General features: G+C 53.4%; 12 protein-coding genes and 1 pseudogene. 10 read left to right on the forward strand and 3 right to left on the reverse strand.

All coding sequences use genetic code 11. The features are described 5' to 3' along the window. Positions 1-410: 410 nt before the first annotated feature. Both gorA and IMW75_RS26045 read left to right on the forward strand, forming a co-directional pair. Positions 411-1,772 (forward strand): glutathione-disulfide reductase, encoded by a 1,362-nt coding sequence (gene gorA, locus IMW75_RS26040; protein WP_205894214.1) that lies wholly within the window; start codon positions 411-413, stop codon positions 1,770-1,772. 57 nt (positions 1,773-1,829) lie between these two features. Beyond that, positions 1,830-3,332 carry an aldehyde dehydrogenase family protein gene (locus IMW75_RS26045; protein WP_205894215.1) on the forward strand — a complete coding sequence of 501 codons (1,503 nt, stop codon included), beginning with the start codon at positions 1,830-1,832 and terminating at the stop codon, positions 3,330-3,332. A 50-nt stretch (positions 3,333-3,382) separates the two neighbouring features. Here the strand turns inward: IMW75_RS26045 and IMW75_RS26050 are convergent, their stop codons facing one another. Next, positions 3,383-4,315, reverse strand: coding sequence for an alpha/beta fold hydrolase (locus tag IMW75_RS26050; protein ID WP_205894216.1), 933 nt, complete (start codon positions 4,313-4,315; stop codon positions 3,383-3,385). 333 nt (positions 4,316-4,648) lie between these two features. Here IMW75_RS26050 and cynR point away from each other — a divergent pair, with 333 nt between their 5' ends. From cynR to IMW75_RS26070, 4 genes are all read left to right on the forward strand, one after another. Then, a complete protein-coding gene (cynR, locus tag IMW75_RS26055; RefSeq protein ID WP_205894217.1) occupies positions 4,649-5,533 on the forward strand; it encodes a transcriptional regulator CynR in 885 nt (294 codons plus the stop codon). 136 nt (positions 5,534-5,669) lie between these two features. Then, positions 5,670-6,299 (forward strand): glutathione S-transferase family protein, encoded by a 630-nt coding sequence (locus IMW75_RS26060; protein ID WP_205894218.1) that lies wholly within the window; start codon positions 5,670-5,672, stop codon positions 6,297-6,299. Positions 6,300-6,498: 199 nt separating this feature from the next. Beyond that, entirely contained in the window at positions 6,499-7,419 is a 921-nt protein-coding gene (locus IMW75_RS26065) for a LysR family transcriptional regulator (RefSeq protein WP_205894219.1), read from the forward strand. After that, on the forward strand, positions 7,419-8,330 hold the full coding sequence (locus IMW75_RS26070) for a LysR family transcriptional regulator (RefSeq protein WP_205894220.1): 912 nt from the start codon (positions 7,419-7,421) through the stop codon (positions 8,328-8,330). Before IMW75_RS26065 ends, IMW75_RS26070 begins: the two co-directional genes overlap by 1 nt. Before the next feature lie 37 nt (positions 8,331-8,367). Here IMW75_RS26070 and IMW75_RS26075 read toward each other — a convergent pair whose 3' ends face one another. Continuing rightward, the gene (locus IMW75_RS26075) at positions 8,368-9,144 is read right to left on the reverse strand and encodes an alpha/beta fold hydrolase (protein WP_205894221.1); all 777 of its coding nucleotides are present in this window, start codon (positions 9,142-9,144) and stop codon (positions 8,368-8,370) included. Between the two features lie 261 nt (positions 9,145-9,405). Here IMW75_RS26075 and IMW75_RS26080 point away from each other — a divergent pair, with 261 nt between their 5' ends. From IMW75_RS26080 to IMW75_RS26095, 4 genes are all read left to right on the forward strand, one after another. Continuing rightward, a complete protein-coding gene (locus IMW75_RS26080) occupies positions 9,406-10,029 on the forward strand; it encodes a DJ-1/PfpI family protein (RefSeq protein ID WP_205894222.1) in 624 nt (207 codons plus the stop codon). Between the two features lie 42 nt (positions 10,030-10,071). Beyond that, positions 10,072-10,617, forward strand: coding sequence for a cysteine hydrolase family protein (locus tag IMW75_RS26085; RefSeq protein WP_205894223.1), 546 nt, complete (start codon positions 10,072-10,074; stop codon positions 10,615-10,617). Positions 10,618-10,649: 32 nt separating this feature from the next. Beyond that, positions 10,650-11,330: a glutathione S-transferase family protein gene (locus tag IMW75_RS26090; RefSeq protein WP_205894224.1), complete on the forward strand. Its 681-nt coding sequence runs from the start codon at positions 10,650-10,652 to the stop codon at positions 11,328-11,330. A 201-nt stretch (positions 11,331-11,531) separates the two neighbouring features. Beyond that, entirely contained in the window at positions 11,532-13,604 is a 2,073-nt protein-coding gene (locus IMW75_RS26095) for a 2Fe-2S iron-sulfur cluster-binding protein (RefSeq protein WP_205894225.1), read from the forward strand. Between the two features lie 21 nt (positions 13,605-13,625). Here IMW75_RS26095 and IMW75_RS26100 read toward each other — a convergent pair. Beyond that, positions 13,626-13,817: pseudogene (locus IMW75_RS26100) on the reverse strand (glutaredoxin domain-containing protein); the annotation flags it as partial. Positions 13,818-13,946: the final 129 nt, after the last annotated feature.

Below are 13,946 nucleotides of genomic sequence, written 5' to 3' on the forward strand. Positions count from 1 at the left end.
TATCAGCCATTTTTTGATGCATCGCTACAACTGGATTCGGCCTCACCAATTCAACGAGGGGTTGGCACCAGCGCGGGCCGAGGAAAAACTTAACGTCGTGTCCGGGATTAGTTGACCACTACAGATTCCAATGTTCGGCACTAATCAACCCTGTCCTGGCGTCTCCCATCCGGATACCTCAATGGTGCTTCATCGTGAGCACGAAGCCAGCTTCTTGCTTCCCCAATTCATGGGAGGCTTGGCAAGTGAGACCAGAGGATTAGGCATGACTGATTTGTGCCAACCGCAATCAGGCGAAGGTTTGTTTTCGAGGCTTCGTACCTCACTGATGCATTCGCTGAAGTTCCGGTCGTTATTCCTCAAATGAAATTGGGCAGCCGGGTGCTGTGCATTCCCTACAGAGAACTGAAATGAGCTACGACTTCGATCTATTTGTCATTGGTGCCGGCTCGGGTGGAGTGCGTGCTGCGCGGTTTGCAGCAGGTTTTGGTGCAAAAGTAGCGGTTGCCGAAAGTCGGTATTTAGGCGGCACGTGTGTAAATGTCGGCTGCGTTCCAAAAAAATTGTTGGTTTACGGTGCCCATTTTGCTGACGACTTTGAACAGGCAGAAAGCTTCGGCTGGACAGCGGGGAAGGCGAATTTCGATTGGCCATCGCTTATTGCGAACAAGGACCGTGAGATCAATCGTCTCAATGGCGTCTATCGTAAGCTTTTGATCAACAGCGGCGTCACGTTGCTCGAAGGCCATGCCCGAATAGCTGATGCGAACCATGTCGATATAAACGACCAGCGTTTCAGCGCTGAGCGGATTTTGATTGCGACTGGCGGATGGCCGCAGATCCCGGAGATTCCGGGACATGAGTATGCGATCACTTCGAATGAAGCGTTCTTCCTGAAGGAGCTGCCTAAGCGCATCCTGGTAGTTGGCGGTGGTTACATTGCCGTGGAATTCGCTGGCATTTTTAACGGGCTAGGAGCCGATACTCGGTTGCTGTATCGAGGCGATCTATTTTTGCGAGGATTCGATCAGTCAGTTCGTATTCATTTGGCAGAGGAGTTGGCTAAGCGCGGTTTGCGTTTGGATTTCAACACTGACATCACCAGAATTGATAAGCAGGCCGATGGAAGCTTACTTGCGACGCTCCAGGATGGGACACAACTGGAAACTGACAGTATCTTCTACGCGACTGGCCGTAGACCAATGCTCGATAATCTTGGGTTGGAAAACACGCGAGTCGAACTCAACGAGGCTGGCTACATTGACGTGAATGAGCACTTTGAAACTCGCGAGCCCTCCATTTTGGCTCTGGGCGATGTGATCGGCGGTGTCCAGTTAACACCCGTTGCGACAGCAGAGGGCATGGCAGTTGCCCGTCGGTTGTTCAAACCTGAGCAGTATCGCCCAGTCGATTATCGGCACATTCCGACCGCTGTGTTCAGTCAGCCGAACATAGGCACAGTGGGGCTTACTGAACAGCAAGCCATTGAGCAGGGCCACAAAGTAATGGTGTTCGAGAGCAGGTTCCGCCCCATGAAATTGACTCTAACCGAGTCGTCAGAACAGACTCTCATGAAGCTCGTCGTGGATGCAGAATCTGATCGAGTTTTGGGATGCCACATGGTTGGACCGGACGCAGGGGATATCATTCAAGGCTTAGCGATTGCTTTGAAGGCGGGTGCGACCAAACGACTTTTTGATGACACCATCGGGGTTCATCCAACCTCCGCAGAAGAGTTCGTTACCCTCCGTACGGCGGTGAGTAGCAGGTGACGGAAGACGGCGATTCATATACATTTTGCGGCCGCCTCTTGATGGTAAACCTGTTCCATGTCTCTCGCGCTCGAACATCTAGTCGCTGGTACACAGATCCCTTTCGCTGGTAGTCGTGTGACTGTCGTCAGCCCCGAATTGGCTGCGCGTTTCCAGCCGGGGGACCATTTGCTGGTAGAGCAAGTCAGTGGCGAGCTATTGCTGATCCCCGTGGCGGATCGGCAAGCAGCTACTACTGCGATCGAGCGTGCGCAGATGGCTTTCACAGAGATTGCAGGTGCGTCGGATCAAGCGATAACGACGTTCTTCGATCTTTTCGCGCAACGCCTTGAAGACCCCAAATGCTGGTCATTGATCGAGGCAGCAAACCTTGCTGACATTGATCGCGCAAAGGCTCGTGGTCGCTCTACTACACGTTTGCTCGCAGACGAGCGCATGCGTTTGGATATGATCGCAGGGCTGCGCGCCTGGCGGGATGCGCCTACTTCTCGCGGAAAAGTAATCAGTTGTGTTGAGCATGACGGCTGGAAGGTAGAGCAAGTGGTGTCCCCTCTTGGTATCGTCGCATTCGTCTTCGAAGGGCGCCCCAATGTCTTCGCTGACGCCGCGGGCGTGCTGCGTACAGGCAACACAGCCGTGCTGCGTATTGGTAGCGACGCGTTAGGTACCGCGAGAGCAATTGTTACTCATGCCCTGAACCCTGCTTTAAAAGATTCGGGCTTACCCGACGGTGCAGTGTCGCTGGTTGATAGCGTTAATCACGCTGCCGGTTGGGCTATGTTCGCCGACCGGCGTTTGTCTCTCGCCGTAGCCCGAGGTTCGGGTCATGCAGTCAGTCAGTTAGGCAGCATCGCCCAACAAGCGGGCACAGCCGTTAGCCTGCACGGTACCGGTGGAGCTTGGCTCGTTGCCGATCGACATGCTGACGCCAAGCGTTTTGCCGCAGTGGTTCGCAACTCCCTGGATCGCAAGGTTTGTAACACCTTGAATGTCTGTCTGATCCACCGTGAGCGCGCAGCCGAACTGGTGCCGCTTTTTCTAGCGGCTCTAAGGCAGGCTGGTGCTGCCCGTGGCCAAAGTTGCAAATTGCACATCGTTGCAGGAAGTGAGGCTATTGTGCCTCTAGATTGGCAAGCCGCTACCGTCTCGGTGTACCGCGCCGAAGGCTACCAAGATGAGGCGCAGGTGGAGTTGCTGCCGGAAGATCGATTAGGCCAGGAGTGGGAGTGGGAGGAGACTCCAGAGGTCAGCCTGAAAATCATCGACGATATTGACGCAGCGGTGGAGCTTTTCAATAAATTCAGTCCGCAATTTACAGTGTCGCTGATTAGTGAAGATGATCAAACGCAAGAGCGATTTTTCAATGCAGTTAACGCGCCGTTTGTAGGCAATGGCGTTACCCGCTGGGTCGACGGTCAGTACGCGCTCAATAAGCCGGAGCTAGGTCTTTCAAACTGGGAGAACGGGCGCCTTTTCGCTCGTAGCGCCATCCTTTCAGGAGATGGAGTATTTACGATCCGCAGCCGCATGACACAGAACGATTTAACTGTTAAGCGATAAGGTTGGGCAGGAATTTAAAGCGCACTCTGACCAGGTCAGAGTGCGTTTTTTTATTTTTGCTTGCTTAGGAATTTTCGAGAGAGGTTCACTACGTCTTCCAGCCGAGTGTCCATAACGAAATGCCCCCCGTCGAGAATCGCGATCTCTGCATTGGGCAAGTCCCTGCGAAAAGCTTCAGCGCCTTCAACTGTAAAGGCCAAATCATGCTTGCCCCAAATAACCAATGTGGGCAGCTGATGTTCACGCAGCCATTTCTGCCACGCCGGGTAGGCATCGAGATTAGTGCGATAGTCGTAGATCAGCGCCATTTGAATCGCGCCCTCACCGGGACGGTTGAGAAATGCCACTTCGTCCTGCCATAAATCCGGGTTGTACGCTGTAACGTCCGGATCGTTTCCAACATGCCGCTGTCGAGTTACATCTAGGGATAAATGAGCAGCCTGGAACTTGGCCTCATAGGCATCGCGATCGGCCCAGTAAGCTTTGCGGCTGTCCCACATTTTGCCCAAGCCTTCGGCATAGACGTTGCCATTCTGGAACACCATTGAAGTCACGGCTTCCGGTCGTGTTATCGCTAATCGCATACCGATGGGCGCGCCGTAGTCTTGCATAAACAAGGTATATCGCTTGAGCCCAACGGCGTCGGTGAACTGCTCCATTACCTTGGCAATGTGATCGAAGGTGTAGACAAATTTATCGGGTGAGGGCGCGTCGCTGTTGCCGAAGCCTGGATAGTCTGGAGCAATCAGATGGAAATGATTACCCAATTGCTTCATCAGATCGTCGTACATACGAGACGAGCTGGGAACTCCATGGAGCAGTAACACGGCGGGGTCGTCGGGGTCGCCAATTTCTCGATAGGCAATATTTACTCCCTCAACCGTCACTTGGCGGTACTGCATTTTCTGCGTTTCCGCTTGGGCATGTCCGAAGGCTAAAAGCAATGGCAGTACTAGGAAAGAGAGGGATTTATGTAAAGGCATCACCGGTACTCCAGTGGGTGCAGAGCTAGGCTGCGGAGATATCTGGTCAGCGCATTGGTGTTGTTTTGCGCTGTCTCTGATATTCGATAAACCACTGAATCAGAGGAATGACTAACAATGACAATGCGGTATTTCACTTGGCGAAAGAATAGTGCGAAAGTGTGGCTACTAATCACCCACAGCGCTGGGACATTCGCGTCGGCGGTAGTGGTCGGAAGCCTTATGCCGTTTTGGTAGGCTGTGTTGAGAATTGTCAGCTTGCACCCTGCTCAGCCAGCCGCTGCATAGAGTCCGATATACACTGCAATACGAGCCCAACCTTTCGGTGATCCGATGCTCCTAAGACATTTGCGGTATCTGTTGGCGGTCGCTGACCACGGTGGCTTTACCCGAGCCGCAGAAGTCCTTCATGTTTCTCAGCCGACTCTTTCCCAGCAGATACGACAGTTGGAAGATACGCTAGGCGTTACCCTTTTTGACCGTTCATCTCGGACAGTCAAACCTACTGATGCGGGCCTCGCCTACATCGAATGTGCTCGTCGCGTTCTGGTGGAACTGGCTGCGGGTAAGCGGGCATTGCACGACGTTAAAGACTTGTCCCGTGGCACGTTAAGGCTCGCCATGGCCCCAACCTTCATGGCGTACGTCTTGGGTCCATTAGTTCGTGATTACATCTCTCAATTCCCGAACATTCGCTTGGAGATTTTCGAGCTATCGATGGGCGATATCGAAAAGGGATTGGTCGATGACTCGCTGGACATAGCTGTTGCATTTGACCAAGTGAGAAACGCCGATATCGAATCAATCCCGGCGTTTGTCGAGACACTCGGTCTGATGGTTGGCCGCGCTCACCCACTTTATGATTGTCAGGAAGCACTCACGACGCACCAGTTAGCTGAACTTGATTTTGCGTTGCTGACCCCTGACTTCGCTACGCGCATTTGTATCGATGAGTACTTCACCAGGGTGAAAATCACGCCCAAGGTGACGATTCAGGTCAACTCCGTAAACACGTTGCTTGAAGTCATCCGAAACACCGCTGTCGCTACCATTCTTCCTGAACCCATAGCCACGCAGGATCGCGCTCTGCACAAGCTGGCCTTGGTCGACAAGGCGCCTCAACGTGGAGTGTCGATTCTAAGACGAAAAAATAACTACCACAGTGCAGCGTCGGTCGCGTTCATGAACTTGATGCTTGGATCCGCGGCAGTGGACTGAGAATAAAGCACTGACCATTACGCCCAGTGAAATGCTGGATTGCAATTAATGGTAATTCCGCTGTTTGGGAGGGAAGAGCAAGATGACTCCATCGACACGATCACCGGGTCGAATCCAAAAACAACCGGAGTACGTCATGTCCCCACAACCAATTAAGCTTTATCGTCACCCATTGTCTGGCCACGCTCATCGTGTCGAATTGATGCTCTCATTGCTCGGCCAGCCAACAGAGTTGATATTTGTGGATCTGATGAAGGGCGCGCACAAAATGCCCGAATTCCTGGCGCTCAACAGCTTCGGCCAAGTACCGGTGATCGATGATAACGGCACCGTTCTAGCTGACTCGAACGCCATTCTGGTCTATCTCGCAGCTAAATACGGCAACGGTGAGTGGCTGCCCAGTGATCCCGTAGCACAAGCAAAAGTACAACGCTGGTTGTCAGTTGCCGCCGGGCAGATCAACTCAGGCCCCGCTACCGCTCGACTGATCACTGTGTTCGGTGCCGGTTACAATGCGGAGGATGCGATCAGCAAGTCCCACACCCTGCTGACGGTGATGGAGCAAGAGCTGGGTAAAAGTAAATTTCTGGCTGGCGACAAACCGACCGTTGCAGATGTTGCAGCCTACACCTACGTCTCCCACGCCCCAGAAGGTAATGTTGCACTGACCGACTATCCAAACGTTCGTGCCTGGTTGAGCAGTATTGAGGCATTGCCAAATTTCGTAGGTATGCAGCGTACTGCCAAGGGCTTGCAGCAAGCTTGATCCAACCGTCGAAGCTACCCGGGAAAAATTCCGGGTAGGCTTCGCTGATTCAACGATGATCTCTTCGAATTTTTGCCTTTTACACCAGTCATCTGGATAGGGTTTGCACTACTCGGTCTAGGCGACACTTTTTTTGCATTTATGTCTGCTCGCTCTCGTGATCAGATCTGGCTGTTCCTACAACACGGCAGAGTCGCCTATGGATCGCTTTCAGGAAATGCAGATATTCATGACGGTGGCCGAAGAAGAAGGTTTTGCGGCCGCCGCCCGTCGTTTGAATATTTCCCCTCCCAGCGTTACCCGTGCCATTGCCGCTATGGAGGAACGCATCGGCACTCAGTTGCTCTCACGCACAACTCGTAGCTTGCACTTGACTGAGGCAGGGCAACGGTACCTGGATGATTGCCGCCGAATACTCGGTGAGGTCAATGAAGCCGAGGAAGCTGCTGCTGGCAGCTACTCGATTCCATGTGGGCACCTGACGGTGACGGCTCCCGTGCTTTTCGGTGAGTTGTACATTGCACCTTTGCTGGCTGAGTACTTGGATCAATTTCCTTCCGTACATCTCAACGCATTACTGGTCGACCGCGTGACAAGCATGGTTGATGAAGGTATCGATGTGGCGATCCGTATTGGCCATTTGCACGAGAATAATCAGCACGGCATCAAAGTTGGCGAGGTGCGCCAGGTAATTTGTGGCGCCCCCAAGTACTTCGAGGAATTCGGCAGGCCCCGCCATCCTGGAGAACTAGGTTCTGCCAAAATCGTTATGTCTTCCGCGAGCCATTTGTTGAGCGATTGGCAATTTGAGAATGAAGGAAATGCACTGAGCTTCCGTTTCGATCCGCGGCTAGTCGTTACCGCAAATCAAGCCGCCATCAATATTGCTTGTCTGGGCTGGGGTGTGACACGCGTGCTGTCTTACCAGGTGGCTAGTCAAGTTGCCGCTGGTGAACTGGAAGTGGTACTCCAGGATTTTGAGCCACCCGCATTGCCCATCCAGGTCGTTTACCTTAAAAGCAATCGCGTACCAGCGAAAGTACGTACGTTTGTAGATTTCCTCACAGAACGTTTGGGATCTAATACCGCGCTTAGACCCACTATGAAAAGTACGATTTGATGGACCGCTTTCATGAAATGCTCATGTTCGAAGCGCTATCGGAGCGCCCAAGCCTGGCGGCGGCTGCGCGCCGCCTGAATGTATCAGGCCCGACGGTAGTTCGCGCAGTTGCCAGGTTAGAGGCGCGACTAGGAGTGCCGTTACTGCAAAGAAGTACTCGTGGAGTGTCGTTGACAGATGCCGGTGCGGCGTTCATGGCCGATTGCTCCCGCATACTCAAAGAAATCGAGGATGCAGAAGCGTCCGCGAAAGGCTTTCATGTTCAGGCCCAGGGTAATCTGACCGTTTTGCTTCCACTTCTGTTCAGCCGCTATGTGATGACGCCTTTGTTAGCGAATTACATGGAGGTCTATCCCGAAGTGAAAGTATTCGCTCATTACCATGACCGTTTTCCGAACATGAACGAGGAAGGTCTTGACGTGGCAGTGCTGGTTGGATATTTGCCGAGTTCATCGCTGATCGCGCGGCCTGTTGGCAACGTTCGTACGATCGTTTGTGGCAGTCCCGCATATCTCGATTCACACGGTGTGCCTACCGAGCCGGAAGACCTCAAAAGTCATCGATTGATTGGCATACAAGCCTATAAAGAGAAAATCAGTTGGGATTTTTCCAAACAAGGTGTTCAGAGCACCATGAAGGCCCGATCTCGCCTGAGTTGCACCACTGCGCAGGCAGCTCTTGATGCAGCGGCGAACGGCGCGGGGCTTACGCGCTGCCTGAGTTATCCCGCTTACGATTATTTGAACTGCGGTCAATTACGCAGAGTACTCCAACCCTTCGAATTGCCAGCACTTCCGGTGCATGTCGTTTATCGGGAAGGGCGTAGAGCCTCGATGAGAGTGCGTAGTTTTGTCGACCACATTGTCGAGGGCCTGCGCGAACATCCGGCAATGTTGCCGGATGCTCATTGAGCGTTAGACGATCCCGGACTGAGGTCGCCGCCTAGCTTCATTTGGCGTTCGCTGCCTTTTCGATCAGGCTGGCAACGACTTTCGGGTTGGACACCATTACAACGTGCGACGCGCCTTTGACTACGACGGTTTGCTTGGAGTGTGCTCGCTCAGCCATAAAGGCCTGTGCTTGGGCTGGGATGTTCTTGTCAGCGTCGCCATAGACAAACCAGGAAGGAATCGTTTTCCAAGCCGGTTCTGTGGATGCTTCATTGAGTGCCGCAACTGTAACGGGACGTTGAGTCGCAGCCATCAATTTGGCGTCTGCATTGGAAACGTCGGCTGCGAACTGGTCGTGGAATTTGTCTTGTTGGATATACAGATCCTTGCCGCCGTCAGCCAAGGCTACTGGAGGAGCGAGGGTAGGGCCAAGCGTGCCACCAGGGAAACGTCCAGATAACTCCGCGGTGGATTCACCTGCTTCAGGTGCAATGGCGGCGACGTACACCAGCGCTTTGACATTGGCATTACCGTAAGCCGCTTCGCTGATGACCGGGCCCCCATAGGAATGCCCAACCAGCACGACCGGCGTTTTGATGCTGGCGAGCACGTCGGCGACCGACTGCGCGTCATCCTTAAGTGAGCGCAGCGGGTTTGAGGCTGCGATCACTGGATAGCCATCTTTTTCGAGAATTTTGATGACGCCATTCCAACTGCTCGAATCGGCGAAAGCGCCGTGTACGAGTACCACAGTCGTTTTGACCGGCGCTGCCAGTGCGGCGGTGGCACTAACCATCGCAGCTGCGAGGGCCAGGCCTGTAAAAATCTTTTTCATTTAATGTTCCTCTGTAGGCGAGAGATGGGCTGTGACCGACAGGAATAGTTAAGCCGCTGGCTGTGTCCTGTATGTGTCGAGGTAGCTAGTGCTTCGCATGGAAACGTGTCTAATCCCACTTTTGCTACAAACAGATACAAGATCTCCAGCATTTCAGTAGGCGAAACATTGGATTGCGTTTTGTGTTCGTTCTCACCAAAGCGATTAAAGCGGAGCATGCGTTTCAAGCACTTTATTAACGCCGGATCGCGGAGCTGCCTAATGAAACGAGTACTCATGCTGTTAGCCAATGGTGTCGAACCAATGGAGATGGCGGCTTTCACGGACGTGCTCGGCTGGGCTGATTTGCTCGGTGATTTTCCTTTAGAGTTGGTGAATGCAGGCCTTCGTAGAAAAATTATTACCACGTTTGGGATCACGCTTAATCCCAATTTCCTGCTTAGCGATTTAGACGTCAGTAGCTTTGATGCTCTGGCAGTGCCGGGTGGTTTCGAGCCGTCAGGATTCTATGAAGAAGCTCTTAGTGAGCCTTTCCTTGGAACCATTCGCCAATTTGTTGATGCCGGCAAACCTGTAGCCAGTGTTTGTGTGGCATCGGTGTGCTTGGGCGTTGCGGGCGTGCTACGAGGTAAGAACGCCACGACCTATCACCAAGAAGGCGGAAAGCGAAAAAACCAGTTGGTGGAATCCGGTGCTCTCTTCGTAGATCGCCCTGTCGTAATTCACGACAACATCATTACTTCTAGCGGTCCGGGCACCGCTACCGAAGTCGCGTTCTTGCTGTTGGAAAAACTAACCAGTCTAGAAAACGCGACATATATCCGCCAAAAAATGCGCTTCGCCACACCTGCTCGCGATTGGTACGACACGCCGCAGGTGCCGTAGGCCTTACTAAATATTAGTTATCGACTTTCTTGAGGTAATCGTATGACTGACACAGCACTCATCGTCGTTGATATTCAGAACGACTATTTCTCCGGTGGAAAATGGGAACTCAATGCCGTTGACGTGGCGGCAGATAATGCAGCGCGCGTAATCACAGCGGCCCGTATTCGAGGCGACACAGTAATTCACATTCGGCACGAAACTCCTGCTGCTGATGCTCCTTTTTTTGTGCCTGGCTCCGTTGGTGCGCAACTGCATAAGAAGGCGCGCAATCAAGGCGACGAATTGGTAATCGTCAAACAATTTATGAACCCATATCGCGAGACGCAGCTGCGCGAGGTGCTGGAGAAACAGGGCATTAAAAAAGTCGTTGTTGTCGGGAATATGAGCCACATGTGCATCGATGCAGTTACTCGTTCATCTGACGATTTTGGGTATGACACAACGGTCATCCACGACGCATGCGCGACTCATGATCTGGAATTCAATGAGGTAAAAGTTCCCTCAGCTCTCGTGCACGCAGCGTTCATGGCCGCCTTGCAATTCGGATACGCCACAGTGGTAAGCGCAGATGAATATCTCTCCTGATTTTTTCGCCGATGTGTTCAGAGGTTAATCCGATGTCAAAGCCAACCGATGCACTGGACTATTACTACTGGCCGACGCCGAACGGGCAAAAGGTCGCGATTTTTCTGGAAGAATCTGGCCGTCCCTATACAGCCCACCCGGTCAACATCAGCAAGGGCGAACAGTTTTCTCCCGAATACACACGTCTCTCACCAAACCAACGCATACCAGCGATTGTAGATAACGAAGTTGGCGTATCAGTTTTTGAATCTGGTGCGATTTTGCTGTACCTGGCTCAACGTTGTGGTCAGTTTTTTCCGAAAGACTCGAAGGGGGCAGCGTCGGTTCTACAGTGGTTATTCTGGCAGGCTGCCAGTCTCGGCCCGATACTGGGGCAAGCGGTGTTCTTTTTAAACTACGCCTCCGAGCATGTGCCGCTCGCCGTAGAGCGATTCAGTAAAGAGACCGAGCGACTTTATAGAGTGATGGAGCAGCAGTTGAGCCATTACCCGTTCATTGCAGGTGAATATTCCATCGCCGACATGGCGATTTACCCGTGGTTGCTGCAACACGAGAAGCAAGGAATGAAATTGGAAACCTATCCGCACATTGCCGCCTGGCTAGCGAAAATCACTGCGCGGCCAGCGGTGATCCGGGCTTACGCTAAAGGAGAGGAAATTCGCCCATCAGGACAAACCGATGAAGACAGGAAAAAGCTCTACAAGTTGTCGTAAGGACCGCCGGGGCGACTGAAGTAAATGGTGGAAAGGCGTGCGGGACCCCGTTGTGTCTCGCAGATATGTGTAGTGCTCCGGGCTGCAAGACGCTGCATTGATGGTATCGGTGGGTGCTTAGTGAAGACCTCGCCAGTGAAGCCATAAATGGACGCTATGCTGCGAGAGAATTGCACCTGTTTACGATACGTAGAGGTGATCATGAATAAAACAGCTGAGCAAGGGTCTTCACCCTGGCATGCTGGTGAGCGGCGGTTGCAAGAAAGTGTCGGCGTGGCGCAGCAGATGGAGCACTTTGGGCGAAAGGTTGTTCGCGACTACATGCCGGATCAGCATCGTTCGTTTTACAGCCAACTGCCTTATCTGGTGGTGGGTGCGGTCGACCAAAGCGGCATCCCTTGGGCGACGTTGATCGAGGGCCCTCCAGGGTTTGTTCACTCCCCGGACCCACGTAGCTTGCAGCTTGACCGCCTCCCCGCGGACGGCGACCCAGTCAAACCAGCCTTGGGAATGGGCGCCGCAGTCGGCCTACTCGGCATCGATTTGAAGACCCGAAGGCGCAATCGTATGAACGGCAATATCAACACCGTCTCCTCTGACGGTGTTGCCGTTTCTGTCGTGCACGCTTTTGGCAACTGTCCTCAGTACATCCAATTGCGAAGTGTCGAGCCCGTCAGCGTTGGGCGCTCCTCATCCGATGTTGCAGCAAAACGCCTGCACGAATTGGACGAGGCGGCTACAGAGATGATTCGTCAGGCCGACACGTTCTTCCTCGCCAGCTACGTCGACCTCGAAGGAGACTCAGAAAAGCGCTCGGTTGACGTTTCCCATCGCGGAGGTAATCCAGGTTTTGTCAGGGTCGAAGGCAACGTGCTGACGATTCCCGATTTCGCCGGCAATCTGCATTTCAATACATTGGGCAACCTGTTGCTCAACCCTAAAGCCGGTTTGGTTTTTGTCGATTTCTCGTCAGGTGATGTGCTCCAAGTGGCGGGGCGCACCGAGCTTATTCTTGAGGGGCCGCAGATCGCTGCATTCCAGGGGGCCGAGAGATTCTGGACCTTGACGGTGGAGCATGTCGTCCTAAGGCGAGCCGTATTGGCGCTGCGCTGGGTATTCGAAGGTTTCTCACCGAACAGTATGATGACCGGCAGTTGGGAAAAAGCTGAAGGCCGCTTACAGGCCGATGCGCTGCGCGACCAATGGCGGCATCTGCGCGTCACCCGGATAGTCGAAGAGAGCAGCACCATCAGCTCTTTTTATCTGGAACCTGACGATGGCGCGGGGTTGCCGCGTTTCGAGGCGGGCCAGCATTTACCGGTACGGTTCAGCCTGGTTGAAGGGCAGCCTCCCTTGGTCAGAACTTACAGTGTGTCGAGCGCACCTTCTGACAACTTTTTCCGGATCAGCGTCAAGCGCGATGGTTTGATTTCGTCGCACTTGCACAGCAAGATTCGGGTCGGGAATCTCATCGAAGCCCGTGCCCCTCAGGGACGATTTACAGTGCAGGCCGATGAGCATCGGCCGTTGGTTCTATTGGCGGCTGGCGTTGGGGTCACGCCGCTGCTGTCGATGCTGCGCGAAGTCATCTACGAAGGAGAGCGAATTCGTCGTACTCGGCCAACCTGGTTTATTCAGAGTGCGCGTAGTCTGGCGGAGCTGGCATTTCGCGACGAGCTGTTTGAGCTGGCGACACGTGCGAAAGACAAGATTCGCGCATTGCGACTTCTAAGTCAGCCGGAGCAGCATGCTCGTGAGGGTGAAGACTTCGAATTGGCTGGACGCGTGGATGTCGCATTACTCAAGGCGCTGTTGCCGCTGGATGATTATGACTTTTACCTGTGCGGCCCCGGCGCGTTCACCCAAGCTCTATACGATGGGCTACGTGAACTGCGCATCGGCGATGATCGCATTCACGCTGAAACATTTGGGCCATCGACTCTTGTTCGGTTACGCGATCAGTTGACCCCGGCGGTGGAACAAGTTCCGGCAGCTAGTGGCCCGGTTAAAGTGCTGTTCGCGACGTCTGCGAAAGAGGCACGTTGGGAGCCAGGCAACGGCAGCTTGTTGGAGTTGGCTGAAAGTCGTGGTCTGAATCCGGACTTTAGTTGCCGCGGCGGGTCGTGTGGGACTTGTCGCACAAAATTGATCAGTGGCGAAGTGCACTATTTGAACTTGCCCGCTGAAATGCCGGCGCATGGAGAGGTCTTGATTTGCTGCGCAGTACCAGCGCAAAGCAAGGAGGGCGACGCCCCCCTGGTTTTGGATCTGTGACATGTGCGCCTTCTCTATCGCTCATCCCGCGAGACGCGGGTTGAGCGCTTGAGCCAAACCACCTTCACGGTCGAGTTGAGCGAGGTCGTCAAATCCACCCACATGCCAGTCGCCGATGAAAATTTGCGGAACGGTGCGACGGCCGCTGCGATTAATCATTTCGACCTTCTGATCAACTGACTGCACATCGATTTCGGTATAAGAAATACCCTTAGGGAAATCCTGAAAAAGACTTCCTGATTTGGCAAAATCCCCGGACACCAATCGCCGAGCTTTTCGATGATGAAGCAAATGACCTTCGCCGATGCCGAGTACGCCGGTAAGCGCAAGCAGACCCGCAAG

It is taken from the genome of Pseudomonas gregormendelii (assembly GCF_017114825.1).
Lineage (GTDB): Bacteria > Pseudomonadota > Gammaproteobacteria > Pseudomonadales > Pseudomonadaceae > Aquipseudomonas > Aquipseudomonas gregormendelii.

What these genes read in the sequence shown, in the direction of transcription:
- gorA (WP_205894214.1), top strand. Translation starts at nt 411, where the DNA reads ATGAGCTACGACTTCGATCTATTTGTCATTGGTGCCGGCTCGGGTGGA.
- IMW75_RS26045 (WP_205894215.1), top strand. Translation starts at nt 1,830, where the DNA reads ATGTCTCTCGCGCTCGAACATCTAGTCGCTGGTACACAGATCCCTTTC.
- IMW75_RS26050 (WP_205894216.1), bottom strand. Translation starts at nt 4,315, where the DNA reads ATGCCTTTACATAAATCCCTCTCTTTCCTAGTACTGCCATTGCTTTTA.
- cynR (WP_205894217.1), top strand. Translation starts at nt 4,649, where the DNA reads ATGCTCCTAAGACATTTGCGGTATCTGTTGGCGGTCGCTGACCACGGT.
- IMW75_RS26060 (WP_205894218.1), top strand. Translation starts at nt 5,670, where the DNA reads ATGTCCCCACAACCAATTAAGCTTTATCGTCACCCATTGTCTGGCCAC.
- IMW75_RS26065 (WP_205894219.1), top strand. Translation starts at nt 6,499, where the DNA reads ATGGATCGCTTTCAGGAAATGCAGATATTCATGACGGTGGCCGAAGAA.
- IMW75_RS26070 (WP_205894220.1), top strand. Translation starts at nt 7,419, where the DNA reads ATGGACCGCTTTCATGAAATGCTCATGTTCGAAGCGCTATCGGAGCGC.
- IMW75_RS26075 (WP_205894221.1), bottom strand. Translation starts at nt 9,144, where the DNA reads ATGAAAAAGATTTTTACAGGCCTGGCCCTCGCAGCTGCGATGGTTAGT.
- IMW75_RS26080 (WP_205894222.1), top strand. Translation starts at nt 9,406, where the DNA reads ATGAAACGAGTACTCATGCTGTTAGCCAATGGTGTCGAACCAATGGAG.
- IMW75_RS26085 (WP_205894223.1), top strand. Translation starts at nt 10,072, where the DNA reads ATGACTGACACAGCACTCATCGTCGTTGATATTCAGAACGACTATTTC.
- IMW75_RS26090 (WP_205894224.1), top strand. Translation starts at nt 10,650, where the DNA reads ATGTCAAAGCCAACCGATGCACTGGACTATTACTACTGGCCGACGCCG.
- IMW75_RS26095 (WP_205894225.1), top strand. Translation starts at nt 11,532, where the DNA reads ATGAATAAAACAGCTGAGCAAGGGTCTTCACCCTGGCATGCTGGTGAG.